19 protein-coding genes are annotated in these 18866 nt (G+C 68.2%); 6 read left to right on the top strand and 13 right to left on the bottom strand.

Annotated elements, in window-relative coordinates:
• The first annotated feature begins 46 nt into the window (after positions 1-46).
• Positions 47-628 carry a dihydrofolate reductase family protein gene (locus tag ACIBL3_RS26575; RefSeq protein ID WP_396356283.1) on the top strand — a complete coding sequence of 194 codons (582 nt, stop codon included), beginning with the start codon at positions 47-49 and terminating at the stop codon, positions 626-628.
• A 180-nt stretch (positions 629-808) separates the two neighbouring features.
• Entirely contained in the window at positions 809-1639 is an 831-nt protein-coding gene (locus ACIBL3_RS26570) for an alpha/beta fold hydrolase (protein WP_396356282.1), read from the top strand.
• Position 1640: 1 nt separating this feature from the next.
• Here the strand turns inward: ACIBL3_RS26570 and ACIBL3_RS26565 are convergent, their stop codons facing one another.
• The 7 genes from ACIBL3_RS26565 to ACIBL3_RS26535 form a co-directional block, all read right to left on the bottom strand.
• Entirely contained in the window at positions 1641-2288 is a 648-nt protein-coding gene (locus ACIBL3_RS26565; protein WP_396356281.1) for a response regulator, read from the bottom strand.
• Complete coding sequence (locus ACIBL3_RS26560) at positions 2285-3412, bottom strand: sensor histidine kinase (RefSeq protein WP_396356280.1); 1128 nt, start codon at positions 3410-3412, stop codon at positions 2285-2287. The genes ACIBL3_RS26565 and ACIBL3_RS26560 overlap by 4 nt, the downstream gene beginning before the upstream one ends.
• Positions 3409-4233 (bottom strand): hypothetical protein, encoded by an 825-nt coding sequence (locus tag ACIBL3_RS26555; protein WP_396356279.1) that lies wholly within the window; start codon positions 4231-4233, stop codon positions 3409-3411. The genes ACIBL3_RS26560 and ACIBL3_RS26555 overlap by 4 nt, the downstream gene beginning before the upstream one ends.
• Positions 4234-4310: 77 nt before the next feature.
• Entirely contained in the window at positions 4311-4523 is a 213-nt protein-coding gene (locus tag ACIBL3_RS26550; protein WP_396356278.1) for a hypothetical protein, read from the bottom strand.
• 2 nt (positions 4524-4525) lie between these two features.
• Complete coding sequence (locus tag ACIBL3_RS26545; RefSeq protein ID WP_396356277.1) at positions 4526-5221, bottom strand: DUF2306 domain-containing protein; 696 nt, start codon at positions 5219-5221, stop codon at positions 4526-4528.
• The gene (locus ACIBL3_RS26540; RefSeq protein WP_396356276.1) at positions 5218-5886 is read right to left on the bottom strand and encodes a hypothetical protein; all 669 of its coding nucleotides are present in this window, start codon (positions 5884-5886) and stop codon (positions 5218-5220) included. The genes ACIBL3_RS26545 and ACIBL3_RS26540 overlap by 4 nt, the downstream gene beginning before the upstream one ends.
• 100 nt (positions 5887-5986) lie before the next feature.
• Positions 5987-8638 (bottom strand): LuxR C-terminal-related transcriptional regulator, encoded by a 2652-nt coding sequence (locus ACIBL3_RS26535; protein WP_396356275.1) that lies wholly within the window; start codon positions 8636-8638, stop codon positions 5987-5989.
• A 46-nt stretch (positions 8639-8684) separates the two neighbouring features.
• On the opposite strand from ACIBL3_RS26535, the gene ACIBL3_RS26530 reads away from it, so the two are divergent.
• A complete protein-coding gene (locus ACIBL3_RS26530; protein WP_396356274.1) occupies positions 8685-9356 on the top strand; it encodes a TetR/AcrR family transcriptional regulator C-terminal domain-containing protein in 672 nt (223 codons plus the stop codon).
• A gap of 22 nt (positions 9357-9378) precedes the next feature.
• Positions 9379-10128 (top strand): META domain-containing protein, encoded by a 750-nt coding sequence (locus tag ACIBL3_RS26525; protein WP_396356273.1) that lies wholly within the window; start codon positions 9379-9381, stop codon positions 10126-10128.
• Positions 10129-10135: 7 nt separating this feature from the next.
• Here the strand turns inward: ACIBL3_RS26525 and ACIBL3_RS26520 are convergent, their stop codons facing one another.
• Complete coding sequence (locus tag ACIBL3_RS26520; protein ID WP_396356271.1) at positions 10136-10609, bottom strand: DUF488 family protein; 474 nt, start codon at positions 10607-10609, stop codon at positions 10136-10138.
• Between the two features lie 60 nt (positions 10610-10669).
• Entirely contained in the window at positions 10670-11065 is a 396-nt protein-coding gene (locus tag ACIBL3_RS26515; RefSeq protein WP_396356370.1) for a RidA family protein, read from the bottom strand.
• A 97-nt stretch (positions 11066-11162) separates the two neighbouring features.
• On the opposite strand from ACIBL3_RS26515, the gene ACIBL3_RS26510 reads away from it, so the two are divergent.
• A complete protein-coding gene (locus tag ACIBL3_RS26510; RefSeq protein ID WP_396356270.1) occupies positions 11163-12137 on the top strand; it encodes a helix-turn-helix transcriptional regulator in 975 nt (324 codons plus the stop codon).
• Positions 12138-12385: 248 nt separating this feature from the next.
• Here ACIBL3_RS26510 and ACIBL3_RS26505 read toward each other — a convergent pair whose 3' ends face one another.
• The 3 genes from ACIBL3_RS26505 to ACIBL3_RS26495 form a co-directional block, all read right to left on the bottom strand.
• Entirely contained in the window at positions 12386-13933 is a 1548-nt protein-coding gene (locus ACIBL3_RS26505; RefSeq protein WP_396356269.1) for a hypothetical protein, read from the bottom strand.
• A gap of 306 nt (positions 13934-14239) precedes the next feature.
• The gene (locus tag ACIBL3_RS26500; RefSeq protein ID WP_396356369.1) at positions 14240-16003 is read right to left on the bottom strand and encodes an acetyl/propionyl/methylcrotonyl-CoA carboxylase subunit alpha; all 1764 of its coding nucleotides are present in this window, start codon (positions 16001-16003) and stop codon (positions 14240-14242) included.
• Between the two features lie 83 nt (positions 16004-16086).
• Positions 16087-16533, bottom strand: a complete 447-nt coding sequence (locus tag ACIBL3_RS26495) for an Lrp/AsnC family transcriptional regulator (protein ID WP_396356268.1) — start codon at positions 16531-16533, stop codon at positions 16087-16089.
• 70 nt (positions 16534-16603) lie between these two features.
• On the opposite strand from ACIBL3_RS26495, the gene ACIBL3_RS26490 reads away from it, so the two are divergent.
• Positions 16604-17509: an SMP-30/gluconolactonase/LRE family protein gene (locus ACIBL3_RS26490; protein ID WP_396356267.1), complete on the top strand. Its 906-nt coding sequence runs from the start codon at positions 16604-16606 to the stop codon at positions 17507-17509.
• On the opposite strand, the gene ACIBL3_RS26485 is transcribed toward ACIBL3_RS26490, so the two are convergent.
• Entirely contained in the window at positions 17510-18865 is a 1356-nt protein-coding gene (locus ACIBL3_RS26485; RefSeq protein WP_396356266.1) for a three-helix bundle dimerization domain-containing protein, read from the bottom strand.
• Position 18866 lies beyond the last annotated feature (1 nt).

The raw sequence follows: 18866 nt of genomic DNA, 5'->3' as shown, positions 1-18866 counted from the left end.
CTCACGACGCGCTAATTTTGGAGCACCCAAAGCAGAGGAGAGCGCCGTGGGCAAGGTGGTCATGTACAGCACGGTGTCGGTGGACGGCTTCATCGCGGACGAGAAAGACCAGCCCGGACCGCTGTTCGACTGGTTGACCAGCGGTGACGTCCCGTTGGACGAGAGCGGAGTGCTCAAGGTGTCGCAGGTGTCGTTCGACTACACCAGGGAGTACTGGGACCAGATCGGGGTGACAGTCGCCGGCCGCCACGTCTTCGACCTGACCGACGGCTGGGACGGGAAGCCTCCGGCTGGGGTCGACCACGTGGTCGTCGTGACGCACCGGCCGAAGCCCGAGGGCTGGGACCCCGAGGCGCCGTTCCACTTCGTCGACGGCATCGAGGCTGCCATGGCCAAGGCACAGGAGCTTGCCGGTGACCGCATAGTCGAGGTCGCCGCCGGCGACGTCGGTGGCCAGATGCTTGCCGCCGGTCTGGTCGACGAGGTGCGCATGGACGTCGTACCCGTCGTGTTCGGGTCCGGCAAGCGCTACTTCGGGTCAGTCGACGCGCAGCACCTGTTGGAGGATCCTGACGTGGTGATTCAGGGCAACCGGGTGCTTCACCTGCGCTACCGGGTGCGCCGTTGACCGATCGGAGCGGCCGCGGGTCGACTGCTGACTCCAGGGCCCAGGTGACGTTGTGCTTGCTGGACTGGGGGATCGTGTAGACCAGGCTGCATGAGTCTTCCTGCTGAGGTTGTCAGGCCGGTGCGGATCGAGGTGAGGCAGGGGCACCACTTGGCGGTGCGGCGGCGTGGGGATGGTGGTGTGCCGCTGCTGTTGGTCCATGGGTTCCCGTGTACGAGCCGGATCTGGTCGCACAATCTCGTGCCGTTGGCTGAGGCGGGGTTTGATGTCGTCGCGCCGGATCTGCGTGGGTACGGCGACTCCGATTTCGCGCCGGATGACTTCTACGATTTCAACGCGTTCAACACTGACCTGACTGGTCTGTTCGACCAGCTCGGCTGGGGTCGCGTGGTCGTCGCCGGGCATGATCTCGGCGCGATGATCGCCATCGACATGGCCAACCGCCACCCCGATCGGGTCGAGCGGCTGGTGATCCTGGACGACTCCATGCCCGATCTGGGTGAGGCGTTCGCGGCGGCGGGTATCCCGTCGATCGATCCCAAACCCGCCGTCTACGACTACCAGCGCCGCCAAGGGCTCGACGCCGACGCCCTGGTCGCCGAGCTCGCGACACCCGAGCAGCGGCGGCGTTACGTGGCCGAGTTCTACGGACATCGCCTCTGGTGTCCGCCCGATGCCTTCGATGACGAGGACTTGGCCTTCCTGACCGAGCCGTACGGCGCCGCCGCCCGGCTGCGGGCCGCCTTCGCCGACTACGAGGTCGTCATGGGTACCCGGCCGCTGTCAGCCCCGGAGCAGATCGACCGTCCGGTCCAGCAGCCGGCGCTGCTGCTGATCGGGACCGACCAGGTGACCATCCGCAACCACATCGAGGAGCGGTGCGCGCTCGCCTTCCCCGAAGCGGTCGGTCCGTTCTGGGTCAAGGGAGCCGGCCACTTCATGCCTTGGGAGCGGCCCGAGACCGTCAACCGCGCCATCCGCTCCTTCTGCGGCGACCTACTCGCAGCCTGAACTAGCGGGCGATGCCGTGTCGGTGGGCCCAGATGGCGATCTGGACGCGATCACGGAGGTCCAGCTTGGTCAGGACGCGGCCGATGTGGGTCTTCACGGTGGCCTCGGAGAGGAAGACCGTGGCGGCGATCTCCGCGTTGCTGCGGCCGTCGGCGACCAGCCGGACGATCTCCAGTTCGCGGTCGCTCAGCAGTCCCGCGGTCGCCTGTCGGGCCGCCGGATCCGGTGCGAAGGCCAGCAGTTGTTCGACCACCCGGTGAGTCACCGACGGCGAGAGGACGGCGTCGCCACGGTGGACGGCGCGGATCGCGGCAGCGATCTCGGTGACCGGCGCGTCCTTGACGACGAAGCCCGACGCGCCCGCCCGCAGCGCCGCGTACACGTACTCGTCGGTGTCGAATGTGGTCAGCACCAGGATCCGGGCGTCGTGGTCCGACGCAACGATCCGCCGAGTCGCCTCGATACCGTCCAGGATCGGCATCCGGAGATCCAGCAGAACGACATCGGCCCTGCTGCCCTCGACAGAGCGGACCGTCTGTAATCCGTCGGCGGCCTCACCGACCACAGTCATGTCCGGTTGTGCGTTCACCGATGCGACGGCGCCGGCGCGGACCAGATCCTGGTCATCGGCGACGAAGACCCGGATCACGCCGACACCTTTGGGTGGTACGGCACCTCAGCCGTGACGGTGAAGGTCCGCTCGGTCCGTACCACCAACTGCCCGCCCACCGCGGCGAGCCGCTCGCGCATACCGACCAGGCCAAGACCTGGTACGCCGGGAACCGCAACGGCTGACCGTCGTGCGTTCGTGAAGGTCATCGTCACCCGGTCAGTCTGCCAGTGCTCCCGATAGCCGACCGCTGCGCCGGCGGCATGCCTGGCTGCGTTGGTCAGGGCTTCCTGGACGAATCGGTAGAGGGCGAGTTCGGTGGCAGCACCGAGCGCCCGCGGAGTGCCCTCCACCGTGTGGTTGACGTCGAGGCCTGCACCGCGAACCCGCGCGAGCAGTCCCGGCACCTGCGTCAGCATTGGTTGCGGCTGCAGATCGGTCGTCTCTTGCAGAGTCCGCAGTGTGGCTCTCAGATCGCTCAGCGAGGAACGAGCGGTGTCCTCGATGACCTCGAGCGCGGTATCGGCCTTCGCGGGGTCGAAGCGGGCGACGCGGGACTGGCCGACGATCACGGTCAGGGAGTGGGCCAGGATGTCGTGCAGGTCGCGCGAGATGCGGGCGCGCTCGTCGGCGACCGCGCGCCGTTCCCGCTCCCGTCGTTCGAACTCCGCGCTCTCGGCGGCCAGGACCGCGGCGTCGAGCTGGGCCCGACGGAGCAGGCCCATGGTCCAGGCGACCCCGACCACGGCGACGAGCAGTATCAACAGCAGCCAGGGGACCGGCCCGAACCCGGACCTCACCACGTCCGGATCGATGGCGTAGCGAATCGTCGTCCCGCCCGCGCCGGCGAGACCGACAGCCAGGGACATCACCCGGCTCCCGTAGGCCGCCGCCGCGTAGATCACCAGGAGTACGACGAGGGTGGACGGAAGGAGGAAGAACAACCCGGTGCAGACAGCCTGGCCGGCGACGCCAAGGGCCACCAAAGCCAAGGCCAGTACAGGCCGTTCGCGCCGCCAGGCCACCGCCGCGTGGGTGCCCGCAGCCAGGGCAGTCACGACCCAGGCCGACGTCAACGGCAGAGACTGGAACGCCATCACCGTGGTGAACGGGAGCAGTACGACCGCCGCGACCAGCGCGATCGCAGCCGACGGCGACCTCACACCGCGACCTCGGATCGCTTCGCCGGGACCGCTGCCGCGTCGAGAAACAGCAAGGTCGACGCCAGCATCACGACACCGAGTGCCAGCCACGAGCCGTACACGCCGGTCACCGTCAACGACGCCGCACCGGTGCCGAACCTGACTGGCGCACCCGCCACCTGCGTGACCTGCGCAAGGAGGCCGAACACCATCAAACCGCCCATACTGAGCAGCGCGAGAGACGAGAACCATCCGCCGGCGGCCAGGACGAACCGCAGCAGACCGTGTCCGGGCGAGGTAGTGGTGAGCAGAACGACCCAGACAGCTGCGGTGGCGAACGCGGTCAGCTCCATCGCGGGGAACCCGCTGCCGCCCTCCAACCACCACGCGAACTTCAGGAGCGGGTACGGCACCGACAACACCACTCCTCCCCAGCCGAGCATCCATCGAGCTCCGACCGGTACGGCCGCCGGCCTTGCGCGCCACGTGAACACTATCGTCGTCAGGGCCGCGACGAGGTCGAGTCCCCTGGCGACCGCACCGGGCCAGTCGACGGACGCGAACTCGCCGGCCGGGATGCCGGTCACCGCGAAGAAGGCGCGAAACCCGTCCAGCATCACGCCGCCGGATGCGCCGAGGAGCACGACCACCGCCGCCCAGCCCGCGACCGCGCGATGTCGTTGCAGCGCGAGGGACAGCACGGCCAGACCCGCTCCGATCAGACCCAGCCAGGATGGCGGGAAGATCCGCGCATAGTCGGCGCCAGGACCGACGACCAAAGCAACAGCCGAGGCGAGCGCGGCACCGGACACTGCAAGTACGGGCACGTGAGTTCGATTCATACCGAAACCCTGCCCGGGCTACCCTGCGCACACATCAGCCCCAGGTCGCGCCATCCTGCGACCTGAGTCGATGGAATTCAGCGGTTGGAGGTGAGGGAGATGAGGGTGGCGCCGAGGTTGTGGATTTGGGCGAGTAGGCGATGCAGTGCTGCTTGATCCGATACGGGGCCGCGCAGGGTGGTGGTGCCGTCGCGTTCGTGGGTGAGGGTGAGGCCGTCGAACCAGGTTGACCAGTGGTGGTCCAGGTGGCCGGCGATGCGGAGTTCGTAGGTTCGGGGAGGGGGTGGCATGGTCAGGGCTCCTTGGTTGCTCGCGCTCGGCGTACGGCGGGGTGGCGGATGAGCCACTCGGCTGCGACTAGGTTGATCAGCCAGCCGGAGCTGACTGATAGGGCCGTGGTCAGGCTGGTGGTGCCGAAGACGCCTTCGCCGAGGCCTTGGGTGAAGACCTGGGTGCCGGCTGCTACCGAGAGGGCGTAGGCGCGGATCATCCAGGCTCGGTGGGCTGCGAAGTTGCGGCGTCGTACGGCGGTGAACCCGAGGACCAGACTGGTTGCGATGGCGGAGCCTGCGATGAGGCGGGCGGTCCAGAGCAGGTCGCCGCCGGGGGCGCCGGCGTAGAAGAGCGTCATCCAGAGCCCGGAGCCCGCGACGAGCAGGCCGGCTCCGACGAGTACGCGACCGGCGCGGCGGTGCCAGGCGCGGTGCCGGCGACGCAGCCGCGCTGGGAACTGGAACGCGCCGACGACCGCGTACACCGCGGCGGAGACAACGTGTACGACGACCGGAGCAGGCGAGGCGTCGATGCGAGGGTTCGTAGGCAGCACCTGTGGACCGCCGGCGAGCTCCAGAAGCCGGAGCGATCCGGCGACGAGCGGGAAGATCGTCAGCGCGAGCAGTGCGGTCGGAACCCGCCAACTCGAGCCCTCCCGACCGCGCCGCGGGCGAGGCGGCGCGGGCAGGTTGCGAGAGGCGGCGTACTCCGTCATTTCGCACCTGCGGTGACCGGGGTTGCCTCGGAAGTGGCGGTGCGGGTGGTGCGCCAGAGCGAGTAGCCGAGGGCGATCATGGCGATGCCGTTGGGGAAGGCGAGGAGGCGGTAGAAGGCATCTGGCATGACGGAGAGGGCGATGGTCACCACGCCGCCGGCGGCGAGGAGCAAGGTTGCCCAGCGGGTCAGGACGCGGGCTCGGAAGAGGGCGATGCCGAAGACGAGGCCGCCGGCCAGGTAGCCGATGTCCTGGACCCGTACGACGGTCGAGAACAGGCCGACGTCACCGGTCGGGGTGTTGCCAGTGGAGACGGCGATGATGTCGTTCACGAAGCCGGGGTTGGTGTCGGCGATGGCCGGTAGCAGGTAGCCCGCCGTCAGCGCCGTACTCATGATGGCGAGGTAGCCGACGCTGAGCAGCGCGTAGCCGACGAGTCCCACCAGGCCGTTCCGCCGTACTTGGCTCACGTACATGCCGGTGATGCCGGCCAACGCCAGCACGGCCATCACGGCCTTCAGGGTGCTCCGTACGACGACCTCGGTCGTGGTGATGGAGGTGGCGTCCAGGTGTGGGTGGCCGATCTGGACGCCGACGAAGAGCAGTCCAGCAGCGACAGCGGCGGCCCCGGAGGCCCGGGTGAGGGTGGTTGCGGTGATGGTCATCGTCAGCTCCTTGGTTCCGGTGGTGCTTGGCTATGTCCGGAACGTAGGGCGCGAGGTGGTGACCAGACGTCACCACATCTGGTGACTGACGATGTGACTGTTACAGCAGGCCGAGCTCGCGGCCGCGGCGGACGGCGGCGGAGCGGGTGTTGACGTCGAGCTTGGTGAAGATGCGCTTGGTGTGCGTGCGCAGCGTGTTCAGCGAGACGAACAGGTGGCGGGCGATCTCCGGACCGGTGAGCTCGCTGGCGAGCAGCCGCAGTACGTCGAGCTCCCGCTCGCTCAGCGTGGTGGGCAGCGACGCCGGAGGGGGTGTACCAACGCCGTCGAGGAGCCGTCGGGCGTGTCGGCGCAGTACGTCGTACTGGCTGGAGCCGGCGTCGTGCAGCAGGGCCAGCATCGGAGCACCTTCGTCCAGGAACAGACGCACGTAGGCATCGGGTTCTGGTGCGGTGGTGAGTGCCCGGTTCAGGTCAGCGAGGGCCTCGGATGCTTGACCGCGCGCGTGCAACGTCAGCGCTTGCAGCATGCCGATCTCCAGGAGGCTGCCGGCGCGCGTCGGCTTCGCGTCGGCGTGCAGTCGTTGCAGGAGGGCCAGTGCATCCTCCAGCGCCCCCGTCGAGTCGCGCGCGAGCAGGAGCCGCACGTGCGTGAGGTGCTCGTATTCATGCAGGTAAGACAGCTCATCAGTCACGCCGTCGGCCCACTCCGCGGCCGCGTCGAGGTCGCCCTCCGCGATGCAGATCCGCGCCCGCATCGCGGGGATCGGGCGGAGGTCGGGATAGGAGCCCGGCCGATAGATGTCCGCGGCCTGGTCGAGTAGTTGCTTCGCCGCAGCATGGTCGCCCGTAGCTCCGTGCACTTGCGCCATGGCGACGTACCAGCGGTGCCGGTTCTCGGTGATCGACCCGCGCTCACCAAGGACCCGTGCGGTCTCGAGGTGCTCCTCTGCGCCGGCCAGCTCATTCAGCTCGCGGTCCAGCTCGGCGAGTCCCACGTGCAGGTCGGCGAAGGCCCGCGGGTACGGCGGTCCGGAGGCAGACGCCAGCGCCTTCTCGTAGAGACCACGCGCCCGCTGGGGACGCCCGGCGCTGAGCCACATGTCGCCGAGCACCACTGTGCTGTCCAGTTCGTCGACCAGGTTCCCCGCGGCGTGCAGGCTGCGCACTGCTTCCGAGAACGTCGACAAGGCTTCCGGCACATCACCGGCAGCCCAAGCAGCCAGCCCAAGGAACCCAGCCGACGCACCGCGTACGAAGTGGTCGTCAGCACCCGCAAGCTCCAGTGCGTGCCGCGCATGGCGCACAGTGGCCGGTACGTCGCCTCTCGCCTGCGCCAGCGCCGCCCGGTAGACCCACAGCGTCGCCGGTGCGGTGCGCAGGTCCTCGGTGTCGGCCCATGTCGCAGCAAGCGCTGTGTCGTTAGCGCCAGCCGCCAGTGCCGCCTCGACGTCGTCCAGCCGGTGCTCCATCCCGTCCAGGTCGCCGGCCAGCATCTGCGACCAGCCGGACGCGATGCTGAGGACAGGGCTCCGACGTACGACGGACTCCGGCAGCGACCGTATCCACTCCAGCAGCAGACTGTCCTGGCGGGCCCGGCGTACCTGCGGCAGCGCTTCCTCGATCAGGTAGGCGGCACGGTCGTGGTCACCGGCGGCCAGGGAATGGCGTACGGCGTCCGCGACGAGGTCATGTTCGGCGTACCAGGCGCTTGCCGCTCGATGCAGCACCGGGACCTCAGCTGGAGCCTCTGCCAACAGGCGGGCGCGGAGGACGTCGCGGAAGAGGTGGTGGTACCGGTACCAGGAGCGCTCGGCGTCCAGCGGGACCAGGAAGACGTTGCCGCGGTCCAGGTCTGTCAGTGCTTGGCCGCGGTCCGTCCTGCCGGTGAGGGCGTCGCACAGGGGACCGGTCAGCCGGTCGAGCACCGCGGTCCGGAGCAGGAAGTTGCGCACCTCGGCACTCTGGCGGGCGAGGACCTCGTCGACCAGGTAGTCGATGACGAAGCGGTGGCTGCCGGTGAAGTCCGCGATGAACTCGGCGACGTCTGCGCGGTCCGCCGTACCGCGGAGGGACAGTGCGGCGAGTTGGAGGCCGGCGATCCAGCCCTCGGTGCGCTCGTCCAGTCGTCGTACGTCATCGTCGCCGAGGCGCAGGCCCATCGCGTCGTTGAGGAATTCCTGGGCCTCCGCGGGTGCGAAGCGGAGGTCTGCCGCACGTACCTCGGTCAGTTGGCCGCGACTGCGCAGTCGTGGCAGCGGGAACGGCGGATCGGTTCGGGTTGCGACCAGGAGGTGCAGGTGGTCCGGCGCGTGGTCGAGGAGGAAGGTCATTGCCTCATGCACCTCGGGTGCTTCGATCACGTGGTAGTCGTCGAGCACGAGCAGCGCGTGGTCGGGCCGCCGCATCAGTTCGTTGACGACGGCAACCAGTGCGGCAGATGTGGAGGCGGCGTTGAGTGCATCGACGTCCAGGTCGAGACCGATACGGGAGAGCGCGGCCGCGAGGTGGGCCATGAAGCGTGGCGGCGCGTTGTCGCCCTCGTCGAGGGACAGCCAGGCCACGCGATCCTGAGTCCTTGCCCACTCGCTGAGCAGCGTGGTCTTGCCGAAGCCGGGCGGTGCGGAGACCAGGGTGAGCCGGTGCCCGGGCTGCAGGGTGCTGTCCAGTCGGTCGGCCAGCCGGGGGCGAGCGACCACCTCGGGCCGCTTGGCGGGTGGGAACAGCTTCGTGGCGAGCACCGGTGTCGACACCCTATGGATCATAAGTCGCTGTACTAAGTTCAACTAAGCTGCTGGCATGCCGAGGAACACGTTGACCGTCGAGCAGATCGTGGCCGCCGCCGTCGGGTTGCTGGACGAGGTGGGCCTGGACGGGCTGAACATGCGCGCCCTGGGGGAGCGGCTCGGTACGGCGGCCACGGCCGTCTACTGGCACGTGAAGACCAAGGACGAGTTGGTCCGCCTCGCCGGCGACGCAATCTGGGCGGAGATCGAGCTTCCCGATCTCGACGGCGACTGGCGCGGGGCCGCGGGTGCGTTGGCCACCGCACTCCACGAGATGCTGGCGCGGCACCCCTGGTACGGCCAGGCGCTCGGCAGCTACCTCCTCTACGGTCCCGGCAAAGCCCGCTACGACGACGCCACGCTGTCCCTCTACGAGAAGGCCGGCTTCACCCCCGCCGACGCCGACCTCGCCGCCGCAACCGTCTTCATCTACGTGGCCGGCAGCGCTCTGGGCTCCGCCGCGCAAGTCTCCCTGACCCGCCGCCTGACCCGCACCGGCCAGGACCCCGCCCAAGCCCTGGAACACACAATGACCGAGGCCAAGGACATCGCCATGGCCTACCCCACCCTCCGCAAACGCCTCAACACCCCCGCCGCCACCGACTACACCGCCGCCCCCGACAACACCTTCACCTTCGGCCTGAACACCATCCTCACCGGCCTCGAGTCCCAACTCACGCACTGAGCCGGTGGGAGAGGAGTCGAACATGGGCGGTTCACCGATGGGCAAGACGTACTTGTCCACCGCGGTGACGGAGGACGGCAAGCCCAGGCATCTCGTCCCGAACACGCGCCTCCGGCTGACGTTCGCCGAAGTACCCAACCTGAACGCGGAGGGACCGCGTGTGTACGACGTCCTCGGGGCCCACGCCGGCTGCAATCGGCTCAAAGCCGCCGTCGCGGCCGGTGAGTTGCTGACCGACGGCAGGTTGTGGATCGATGGATTCGGCGGCACCGCACGCGGCTGCACGCCACCACTCCGGGCCCAGGACGAGTGGCTGAGTGAATTCCTGACCAGCAGGCCCAGCTGGCACCTGGACGGCGATCAGCTCACCCTCACCTCAGCCGGTACGACGATCACGTTGCTCGACAGGCGGATCGTCGAACCCGACTTCCCACTCGACGGGATCCGCTGGAAGCTCATCGCCACCATCACGAACGGCGACCTGTTCCACCACCACCATTCCGCCGAGCCGGCGTGGCTCACCTTCGACGGCGAGCGTCTGACCGGCTCGACCGGCGCCAACGAACTCTCCGGCACCGTCACCCGCGCCGGAACAGAGCTGACCTGCGCCGTCCTCGCCACCGATCGCGCGTGCACAGGCCAAACCGCCGAAGTGGAGACCGCGATCCTGACCACACTTTCGGCCAAGGTCACCTTCGCCATCGACTACAACCGGCTGACTCTGATGACGCCCGCCGGGATCGGCCTCGACCTCACCGCCGGACGACCGTGAGACTTGCTTACGGGCGCAGGTGCTTGACCGTTACGCCGTACTGCTCGCTCAGGCGCTCGGCAATTAGTGAGCGGTGGCAGGCCTCTGGGTCGCGCTCAACACAGAGCAGCGCCGCGACCCTGCCGCTCGACAGGATTGGTGTGAGGTCGGCGGTGTCGAGGATTTCGGTGGTGTAGCGGTGGATGTACTCGGGAGAGAGTCGGCAGCGGGAGCGCTTGCCGACTCCCTGACGGTCGTCCTCGGCGTACTGGAGTTGGCGTAGCTCGGTGGTTGGGGCGAGCTCGAGGTGGTGCTCGTACGCGATCCCGGCTTGGGCGAGGGCCGCCTGCAGCCGGAGTGAGTTCGCCCAGGCGTACTCGGGTCCGCGGACACCACGGCGCTGACGTACGTCGATCAGCAGGCGAACGTCAGCGTCCATCAGTCGTTGCAGGAACGACTCGGCGTCGAAGTCGTAGACGCCGATTGTCAACAATCTGAACATCGACAATCACCTCTCTGCCAGCTTCTCGTGCCGGCTCGACCGGCACGAGAAGCTGTGCCGTCATGCGACCGCGGTTCCCTCGAGCTCGACCAGTTGGCCGGGGATCGCGAGCCGTGTCACCCCGAGCATCGTGGTGGTCGGCGCCACCCCGACGGTGCCCAGTCGCGACGCCAGGACGCCGTACTGCTGGAAGAGCAGATCGACGTCAGTGGTGTAGACGTTGAGCCGGACGAGGTCAGAGAGGGACATGCCAGCCTCGCTGAGTACGGCCTCCAGGTTGTCGAGGCTTAGCGCCAACTGTGCCGCCATGTCACCGTCGTGTTGGGGCTTGCCGTCCTTGTCCATCGCGGTCTGCCCCGAGATGTAGAGGGTCCGGGTGTGCCCGGAGACGAGCTCGCCTTGGTTGAAGCCCAGCTCAACCGACCACTCCACCGGGTTGACCGCCGTTCGTTGCAGTGCCACATCAGCTCCATTCGATCCGTTGCTCCGTACGTCGAGGAGCCTTCCAAGCAATCACGACACCTTGTGTCGTGTATTCCGATAGAGTTCTCTCATGCGCGCCGACCGGTTGGTCTCACTGGTGCTGCTGCTGCGCCAGCGGGGTCGGTTGACTGCGGACGTCCTGGCCAGCGAGCTGGAGGTGTCCACCCGCACCGTGCTGCGCGACATCGAGGCGCTGTCCGCGGCCGGCGTACCGGTCTACGCCGAACGCGGCAGGCATGGCGGGTTCGCGTTGCTGCCGGGCTTTCGGACCGAACTCACCGGTCTGAATCACGACGAAGCGCTTGCCTTGCTGACCGCCGGCTCGAAGCGCGGCGAGCAGGTGTTCGGACTTGGCTCGGCGCTCGCCTCGGCCATGCGCAAGGTGGTCGACGCCCTGCCCGAAAGCCACCGGACCACCGCCAGCGACGCGGCCCAAAGGTTTCTCGTCGACCCCGAGAACGACCTCCTCTCCCGCCCGCTCGCCGTTGCAGAGTTGCCCAGCGCAACCATGATCGAGATCCGGCGCGCCGTGGCCGCCGGTCACAAGCTGCGCATCCAGTACGCCGCGGCGGAGAAGGCCCCGAAATGGCGCACGGTGGACCCGATCGGCCTGGTCACCGTGCGAGACAAGGGCTACCTGCTGGCCACAACCTCCGGCGCGGACCGCACGTACCGCCTGTCCCGCATCCAGGCCGCCGAGGAACTCCCCGAACCGGCCCAGCGACCGGACCGGGTCGACCTGGACCAGATCTGGCAGGAACGCAGCACCCGCTTCCGCGCCGGCGGCGACCAGATCACCGTCCTACTCCGGATGAACCCAACCCGCCGAGAGGAACTCGCAAACACCGCCCTGGCCGTCCTCACCGAGACCCTCGACCCAGACGGCTGGCTACGCCTGGAAGCCACCTTCCAAGACACCCGCCACGCCGTGTGGGCCCTATGGCAACTCGCCCTAGACGCCGAAGCCCTGACCCCCCACTCCCTACGCACTGCCCTCCACAACCGCGCCACCGCCCTAGCGACCCGCTACGACCCCTCATCCTGAGCAGGGCGTCGAAAGTGAAAGCACTCGCTGCTTGCTGATCCGGAGGTGAAGCAGTGCGTACGAAGGTTGCTTGTATGTTCGCAGTGGCGTTACTCGTCCTGGGCGGCTGCACGGCCTGCGAGTCCGGCAGCGAGCCAATCTGCGAGGCAACAACTCCCGGAGTAACTCCAGCAACCCCCATACCCACAGGCGCCGAGTGCTAGAGGGCGCTGGTACGCGGTCGCACGCCCTCTGTGCAGTGCGGTTCTTTACCTGCTCGAAGGACGGTTCCAGATGCGCCACCAAGGTCTCTGAGCCGCGACGGGCGCCGGGCCCGGGTTCGGGACTGCCACGGAAGTCTGCGCCTTGAAGGTGTCTGCCAGATCGGGGAGTCCCGCGGCCACGGCGATGGTGAGGCGTTGACCGCGGTCGAGACGTGCGGTGGCGAGCAGGTCTGCGATGCGCTGTCGCTGCGCGTCGGTGGGCTTGAAGTACATCGGCGGCACCAGTTGCCGATGCACCGTGGCCAACTGTGGGTCCGGGTCGCGGAGGAGTTCGAGATCGGCGACGACTGCTTCCCAACCGCCGCGGTTTCGGTGGATCCACCACGCCCGGCGACGAAGTTCGGCGTCCTCTGCCGCCTTGAGCCCGGCAAGGTCGGAAACAGCCCACACCTGGGGACTGCGGATGAGGACCTCGCCCGCGAGCCGAGCCACACGGGACTGGTCGCCCGCCACGAAGGAGAGCAGCAACGGTAGGTCGTCGGCGGTGGCGCGCTCCCGGAGGAGCGACAGGCCAACCTTCCGCAGCGGGAGTTCTGCGCTGTGGACGAGGTCGAGGTCGAGGATCTCTTGGCGCTCGATCGCCGTACCGGTCTCCTCGAGCCCGGTGTAAGCGCAAGCGCGCACGATCGGCTCGGCGGCGGAACGCGCGACCTCGGCATAGGTTGTGATTGGGTCGCGCCACATCTCCTGCCAGCGACGTCGTCCCCACAGCCGCATGAGCATCGAGCGGTCTACCAGGAGCCGCTCGACGTCGGCAGAGTCCAGCTCAGCAGCCGCCAGCCTCACCAAGCCGATGGCGCGACCCTCGGCGGAGCGGCCGCGAAGCAACACCGTCGCGATGACCTTGGGAGGTGCCGAGTCGGCGATGACAGCTATGAGCCGTCGACGGACGACTGCGTCCCTCTCTGCGGGAAGAAGCGCGACCGCATCCTGCAGCCCAAGCAGTCCGGACTCGAAGCTGTGGCGGACGGCGACGCGCCGAAGATGGTGGTCGCCGGAGATTCGCAAGCGAGCCCACACCTCTGCTTCGCCGTGCTCTGTGACCAAGGCCTGCAGATACTGCGGCAGGACGTCAGCCCCTCGGCCGCGCTGCTCGATCCGATGCAACACAGGCACCAGGTGGTCGGCCTGCTCCAGCGAAGTACGCCGCAACACCTCTCGCGCGGCCGTTTCGCGGATAACCCCGACGTGGTCGGTGACTCGGACTGCCAGCGCGCGATCGCTCAACCGATCGAGAGACTCGGCCAACGACCGAACGGCGCGCTCACGCAGATAGCCGTCAGGGTGCATGCTGGCCAGTGCCGCGACGACCGGCACGGGACTCGCCAGAACCTCCTTGCTCCAGTCCTGCGACTGTCCCAACGTTGGACCTTCGTAGCGGATCTGGCGGGCGTGATAGTCGATCCGCAACAACTCACGCGCAGTCAACGAGGCAAGCCAGGACGCGGCCTCGTCCAAGACCGCCCGATCACCCCGGAGGGCCGCCGAGGCACCTTCCCCCAGTCGGTGACGGATCTCCGATGGACTCAGCATGCCCCCCATCCTGACGCCCTCGAGACCAGACATCATCCGAATTCATTCCGGCGACGCTTCCGCCGAACGAGCCCGGGGTCGATCATTCGAACGGCTCGAGCGCCATCCTGGGGCCGCGCGACACCAGTACGCGCCCCCGCCGAAGGCGGCTACGGAACAGCCGCTGCGGAGCGGTGTCCGCTCCAAAGCACATCGAGCCACGGTTTGTCGGCGCCGACCGGGGTTGCGTGTGAGACCGGTCGGCGCGCCCGCCGGAGGCGGCGAATAGGACAGCCGCCGCGGAGCGGTGTCCTTTGGGCGTGTTCTTCAGTCTTTGATTTCGCAGAGGATGGCGCCGGCGGTGACGGTCGCGCCTACCTCGGCGGTGAGGGCGGTGATGGTGCCGGACTTGTGGGCGTTCAGGGGTTGTTCCATCTTCATCGCCTCCAGGACGACGATGAGGTCGCCCTCGGCAACCACCGCGCCTTCCTCGACGGCGATCTTGACGATCGTGCCCTGCATCGGCGAGGTGAGCGAGTCGCCGGAAGCAGCAGAGCCCTTCCCGGATCCACCCGTCCGTCGCGTCGGCTTCTTCTTCGTGCCGGCGGCGGATGTACCCGCGACAGCGGCCGCGCCCAGGCCGGCTGGGAGCACGACCTCGAGGCGTTTCCCGCCGACCTCGACGGTGACCTTCTCGCGTTCCGCCGGTTCAACGGCTTCCGCCGCAGGTCCCTCGTACGGCGGGACCTGGTTGTCGTACTCGGTCTCGATCCAGCGCGTGTGCACCTTGAACCCGTCGTCGCCGACGAAGGCCGGATCAGACACCACGGCGGCGTGGAACGGAATGACCGTAGGCATCCCCTCCACCACGAACTCACGCAGCGCCCGCCGTGACCGCTCCAGCGCCTGCGTCCGGTCGCGACCGGTGACGATCAGCTTCGCCACCAGCGAGTCGAAGGCACCCGGCACGGTCTCGCCCTGGTCGTACCCACCGTCGAGCCGGATCCCCGGCCCGGACGGCGCGTGCCAGCGGGTCAGTGTCCCCGGCGCCGGCAGGAAGCCTCGTCCGGCGTCCTCGGCGTTGATCCGGAACTCGATCGAGTGCCCCGACACGACCGGGTCGTCGTACCCGAGCTCCTCGCCCTGGGCGATCCGGAACATCTCCCGGACCAGGTCCAGGCCGGTGACCTCCTCCGAGACCGGGTGCTCGACCTGCAGCCGGGTGTTCACCTCGAGGAACGAGATCAGCCCGTCCTGCCCGACCAGGAACTCGCACGTCCCGGCGCCGACGTACCCGGCCTCGCGCAGGATCGCCTTGGACGCGGAGTACAACGTCTCGAGCTGCTCGGCCGACAGGAACGGAGCCGGCGCCTCCTCGACCAGCTTCTGGTACCGGCGCTGCAGCGAGCAGTCCCGCGTGGACACGACCACGACGTTGCCGTGGGCATCGGCCAGGCACTGCGTCTCGACGTGCCGCGGCTTGTCCAGGTACCGCTCGACGAAGCACTCGCCGCGTCCGAAGGCGGAGACGGCTTCGCGTACGGCGGAGTCGTAGAGCTCCGGCACTTCGTCCAGCGTCCGGGCCACCTTCATGCCGCGACCGCCACCGCCGTACGCCGCCTTGATCGCGATCGGCAGCCCGTGCTCCTGTGCGAACGCAACCACCTCGGAAGCGTCGGCGACCGGGTTCGGCGTGCCCGGGACCTGCGGGGCGCCGACCTTGTCGGCGATGTGCCGCGCCTTGACCTTGTCGCCGAGGGAGTCGATGGCCGACGGCGGCGGGCCGATCCAGATCAGCCCGGCGTCGATGACGGCCTGGGCGAAGGCGGCGTTCTCGGCCAGGAAGCCGTAGCCGGGATGTACGGCGTTTGCGCCCGAGCGAGCGGCGACGTCGAGGATCTTGTCGATGTTCAGGTAGGAGTCGGCCGGTGTCCCGCCGTCCAGTGAGTAGGCCTCGTCGGCGAGCCGGACGAACAGCGCGTCGCGGTCCTGCTCGGCGTACACGGCGACGCTGCCCAGCCCTGCGTCGGCGGCGGCGCGGACGACCCGGACGGCGATCTCGCCCCGGTTCGCGACCAGCACCTTGGTGATCTGCTTGCTGTCGGACACAGCTGACTCCCTTCGGCCAGCCCGAGTCTAGGGTGAACCACCCCTTCGGGGAGACAGGGCGTTGCTCACACCGTAAGCGATCGCTCGAAGAAGGATTCCAGCACGACGACCGTCTGGGTGCTCGTCACGCCGTCCACTTGGTGCAGGGCGCGCAGCGTCGCCTGGAGGTCCTCGGTGGTCGCCGTCCGGACCTTGGCCAGCACGGACGCCGGACCGGCGATGATGTGCGCCTCCTCGACCGCCGGGATGTCCCGCAGCGCCTGCAGTGTCGGCTCGTCGCCCATCCAGGCGGACGCGTCGAGCAGGACGTAGGCGAGGACCCCGCGGCCGAGCGCGGCCGGGTCCACCTCGATCGTGGTCCGGCGGATGACGCCTGCCGCCTTCAGCTTCCGGACCCGCTCGTGCGCCGCGCCCGGCGACAACCCGACCGCCTGTCCGAGGGCGGCGTACGACTGGGTGGCGTCCTCCTGTAGCAGGCTGAGCAGCCGCCGATCCGTATCGTCTATGGTCATTGTCACCCTTTACCAAATCTCATCCTATCGATTACAACAGTAGCAGGATGAAATTCAATGGAGAGGCGAAATGACCATCACGCTGTCACCCCCGCCGCACCGGATCCGGGCCGAGCTCGTCGTCCTCGACGACCGGTTCCGCAAGGTCGCCGGCGACGAGTACGTCGAATGCCTGTACGACGGCGGTCGCTGGCTGGAAGGACCGGTGTACTCACCCGCCTGGCGCTGCCTGGTCTTCAGCGACATCCCGAACGACCGGATGCTCCGCTGGGACGAGGTCTCCGGCCAGGTGTCCGTCTTCCGCGAGCCGTCCGGGTACGTCAACGGCAACACCATCGACCGGCAGGGCCGGCTGATCAGTTGCTCGCAGGGCGACCGCCAAGTCATCCGGACCGAGTACGACGGACGCCGTACGGTGCTCGCCTCACACCTCGACGGCAACCGGCTGAACAGCCCGAACGACGTGGTCGTGAAGAGCGACGACTCGGTCTGGTTCACCGACCCGCCGTACGGGATCACCTCGAACTACGAAGGGCACGCGGCCGAGCAGGAGATCGACGGCTGTCACGTCTACCGGATCGGGCCGGACGGCGTGCTGACCGTGGTCGCGGACGACTTCACCCGTCCGAACGGACTGGCGTTCTCGCGCGACGAGTCCCAGTTGTACGTCGTGGACACACCGGCCAAGCACATCCGCCGGTTCGACGTGGACGGGGACAAGCTGCGTGGCGGTGAGGTGTTCGCTCCGTGCACGGCCGGCATGTTCGACGGGATCCGGCTGGACAGCGCCGGCCGGGTCTGGGCGGCGACGCATGAAGGCGTCCACTGCTTCGACCCGGACGGCACTCTGATCGGCAAGCTGCTGCTGCCGGACATCGTGTCCAACCTGACCTTCGGCGGCTCCAAGCGCAACTGCCTGTTCATCACCGCGACCACGTCCGTGTGGTCGTGGCTGCTCACCGCAAGCGGAGTCTGATCAGCGGTAGGCCTTGGAGACGCTGTTTAGCAGTCGCTCGAGCGTGTCGTACGTCGGCAGGTCGGCCACGTCGACCACCTGCTCGGCCACCGGCACCTTGCCGGCGCTGACGACCTTGGCGAACTGGTCCGGGTCAGCAGTCCGGAACCCGTGCTGTGCGGCGAGCTGCTGGAGCTCCTGGTCCGTCGACAGTAGCTCACCGAGCTTGTCGCCGTTCGGCTTGAGCGACAGCAGCGTGTGCCTGGACTGCACGGTCGGCGACGGGTACATCAGCACCATGTCGCTCTTCAGCTTCCCGCGGACGGCGGCGTCCACGAACTGCGCCTCGTAGATGCACACCAGCGGCGTCTTGCCCATCCCGAGCGACAGGTAGTCCTCGAACGGTCCTTCGCTGGAGTTGTCGGTGTAGCCCTGGTTGACGAAGAGCGGCGTCACGTACGGCAGCACCTTCCGCTCCTCCGCCGTGCCCTGCACCACGGTCTGGCCGTTGGCCACGTAGCTCGCGATCGACAGGAACATCGCCGCCGAGTTCGAGGTCCGCGGGTCGGTCGTGGTGACCAGGAGCCGCTTGCGCACCGGGTACGTCGTGTTGCCGCGGATGTCGTCCCACCGCCAGCCGGCCTTGGCGAGGTCCATATACCGGCGCATGTCGAAGTACCAGACCCCGTTCACCTGCCGCGCGATCCCGGTCGCCGACAGCAGGTTGGCGATCGGCCGGTACGTCGCGATCGCCATCGGCGACGAGAACACGGCGTACTTCTTGCCCGCGACACCGGGGCGATCGGCGGAGCCCTGCTGGATCCGGTCCGCCGCGACCGTGCTGGACGGGAACGCGAAGTCGTACTTCGCCAGGTCGACCGTGGTGGCGATCTCGCGGGACCCGGCGGTGTCGACCTGCACCGCGAGACCGTGTTTCGCCAGTGCGGCCTGGACGTCGGGATCCTCGAAGAACGCGCGCTTCTCGGAGCCGATCACGCCGGAGACGGTGGTGATCCCAGATGCCTGGACGTCGTCGCCGTTCCGGACGATCACGACGGTGGCGATGGTGGCGACCACGAGCACCCCGGCGATCGCCGCCGGGAGCGCGACGCCAGGCCGCGAGCCACGTTGTTCAGCAGTTGGCTCGGCGAGAGTTTCCGGTACGACGGGATCGGGGGCTGGAGTGAGTTGGGTACGGACGATGCGTTCGACCAGGATCGGCACGTACTCGCGGACCGGGTCGTCGGCGAACTGTTCACGGGCCACCCGCACGGCGGCCTCGACGTCTTCGGGAGTGTGGATGTCGGCGAAGGTGTCGGCGAGCCTGCTGGTGACGTTCAGGATCGCCTTGTCCTCGCGGACGGTGTCGAGCTTCAAG

Origin of the sequence: Kribbella sp. NPDC050124 (assembly GCF_044460355.1) — a bacterium.
In the GTDB taxonomy this organism is placed as follows: domain Bacteria; phylum Actinomycetota; class Actinomycetes; order Propionibacteriales; family Kribbellaceae; genus Kribbella.
Note: the sequence above shows the minus strand (reverse complement) of the source record. Positions and strands in the feature narration are given on the sequence as shown.

Coding starts and splice junctions, on each gene's coding strand:
- ACIBL3_RS26555 (WP_396356279.1), bottom strand. CDS start 4,233: ATGAATCGAACTCACGTGCCCGTACTTGCAGTGTCCGGTGCCGCGCTC.
- ACIBL3_RS26550 (WP_396356278.1), bottom strand. CDS start 4,523: ATGCCACCCCCTCCCCGAACCTACGAACTCCGCATCGCCGGCCACCTG.
- ACIBL3_RS26545 (WP_396356277.1), bottom strand. CDS start 5,221: ATGACGGAGTACGCCGCCTCTCGCAACCTGCCCGCGCCGCCTCGCCCG.
- ACIBL3_RS26540 (WP_396356276.1), bottom strand. CDS start 5,886: ATGACCATCACCGCAACCACCCTCACCCGGGCCTCCGGGGCCGCCGCT.
- ACIBL3_RS26530 (WP_396356274.1), top strand. CDS start 8,685: ATGCCGAGGAACACGTTGACCGTCGAGCAGATCGTGGCCGCCGCCGTC.
- ACIBL3_RS26525 (WP_396356273.1), top strand. CDS start 9,379: ATGGGCGGTTCACCGATGGGCAAGACGTACTTGTCCACCGCGGTGACG.
- ACIBL3_RS26520 (WP_396356271.1), bottom strand. CDS start 10,609: ATGTTCAGATTGTTGACAATCGGCGTCTACGACTTCGACGCCGAGTCG.
- ACIBL3_RS26510 (WP_396356270.1), top strand. CDS start 11,163: ATGCGCGCCGACCGGTTGGTCTCACTGGTGCTGCTGCTGCGCCAGCGG.
- ACIBL3_RS26505 (WP_396356269.1), bottom strand. CDS start 13,933: ATGCTGAGTCCATCGGAGATCCGTCACCGACTGGGGGAAGGTGCCTCG.
- ACIBL3_RS26495 (WP_396356268.1), bottom strand. CDS start 16,533: ATGACCATAGACGATACGGATCGGCGGCTGCTCAGCCTGCTACAGGAG.
- ACIBL3_RS26490 (WP_396356267.1), top strand. CDS start 16,604: ATGACCATCACGCTGTCACCCCCGCCGCACCGGATCCGGGCCGAGCTC.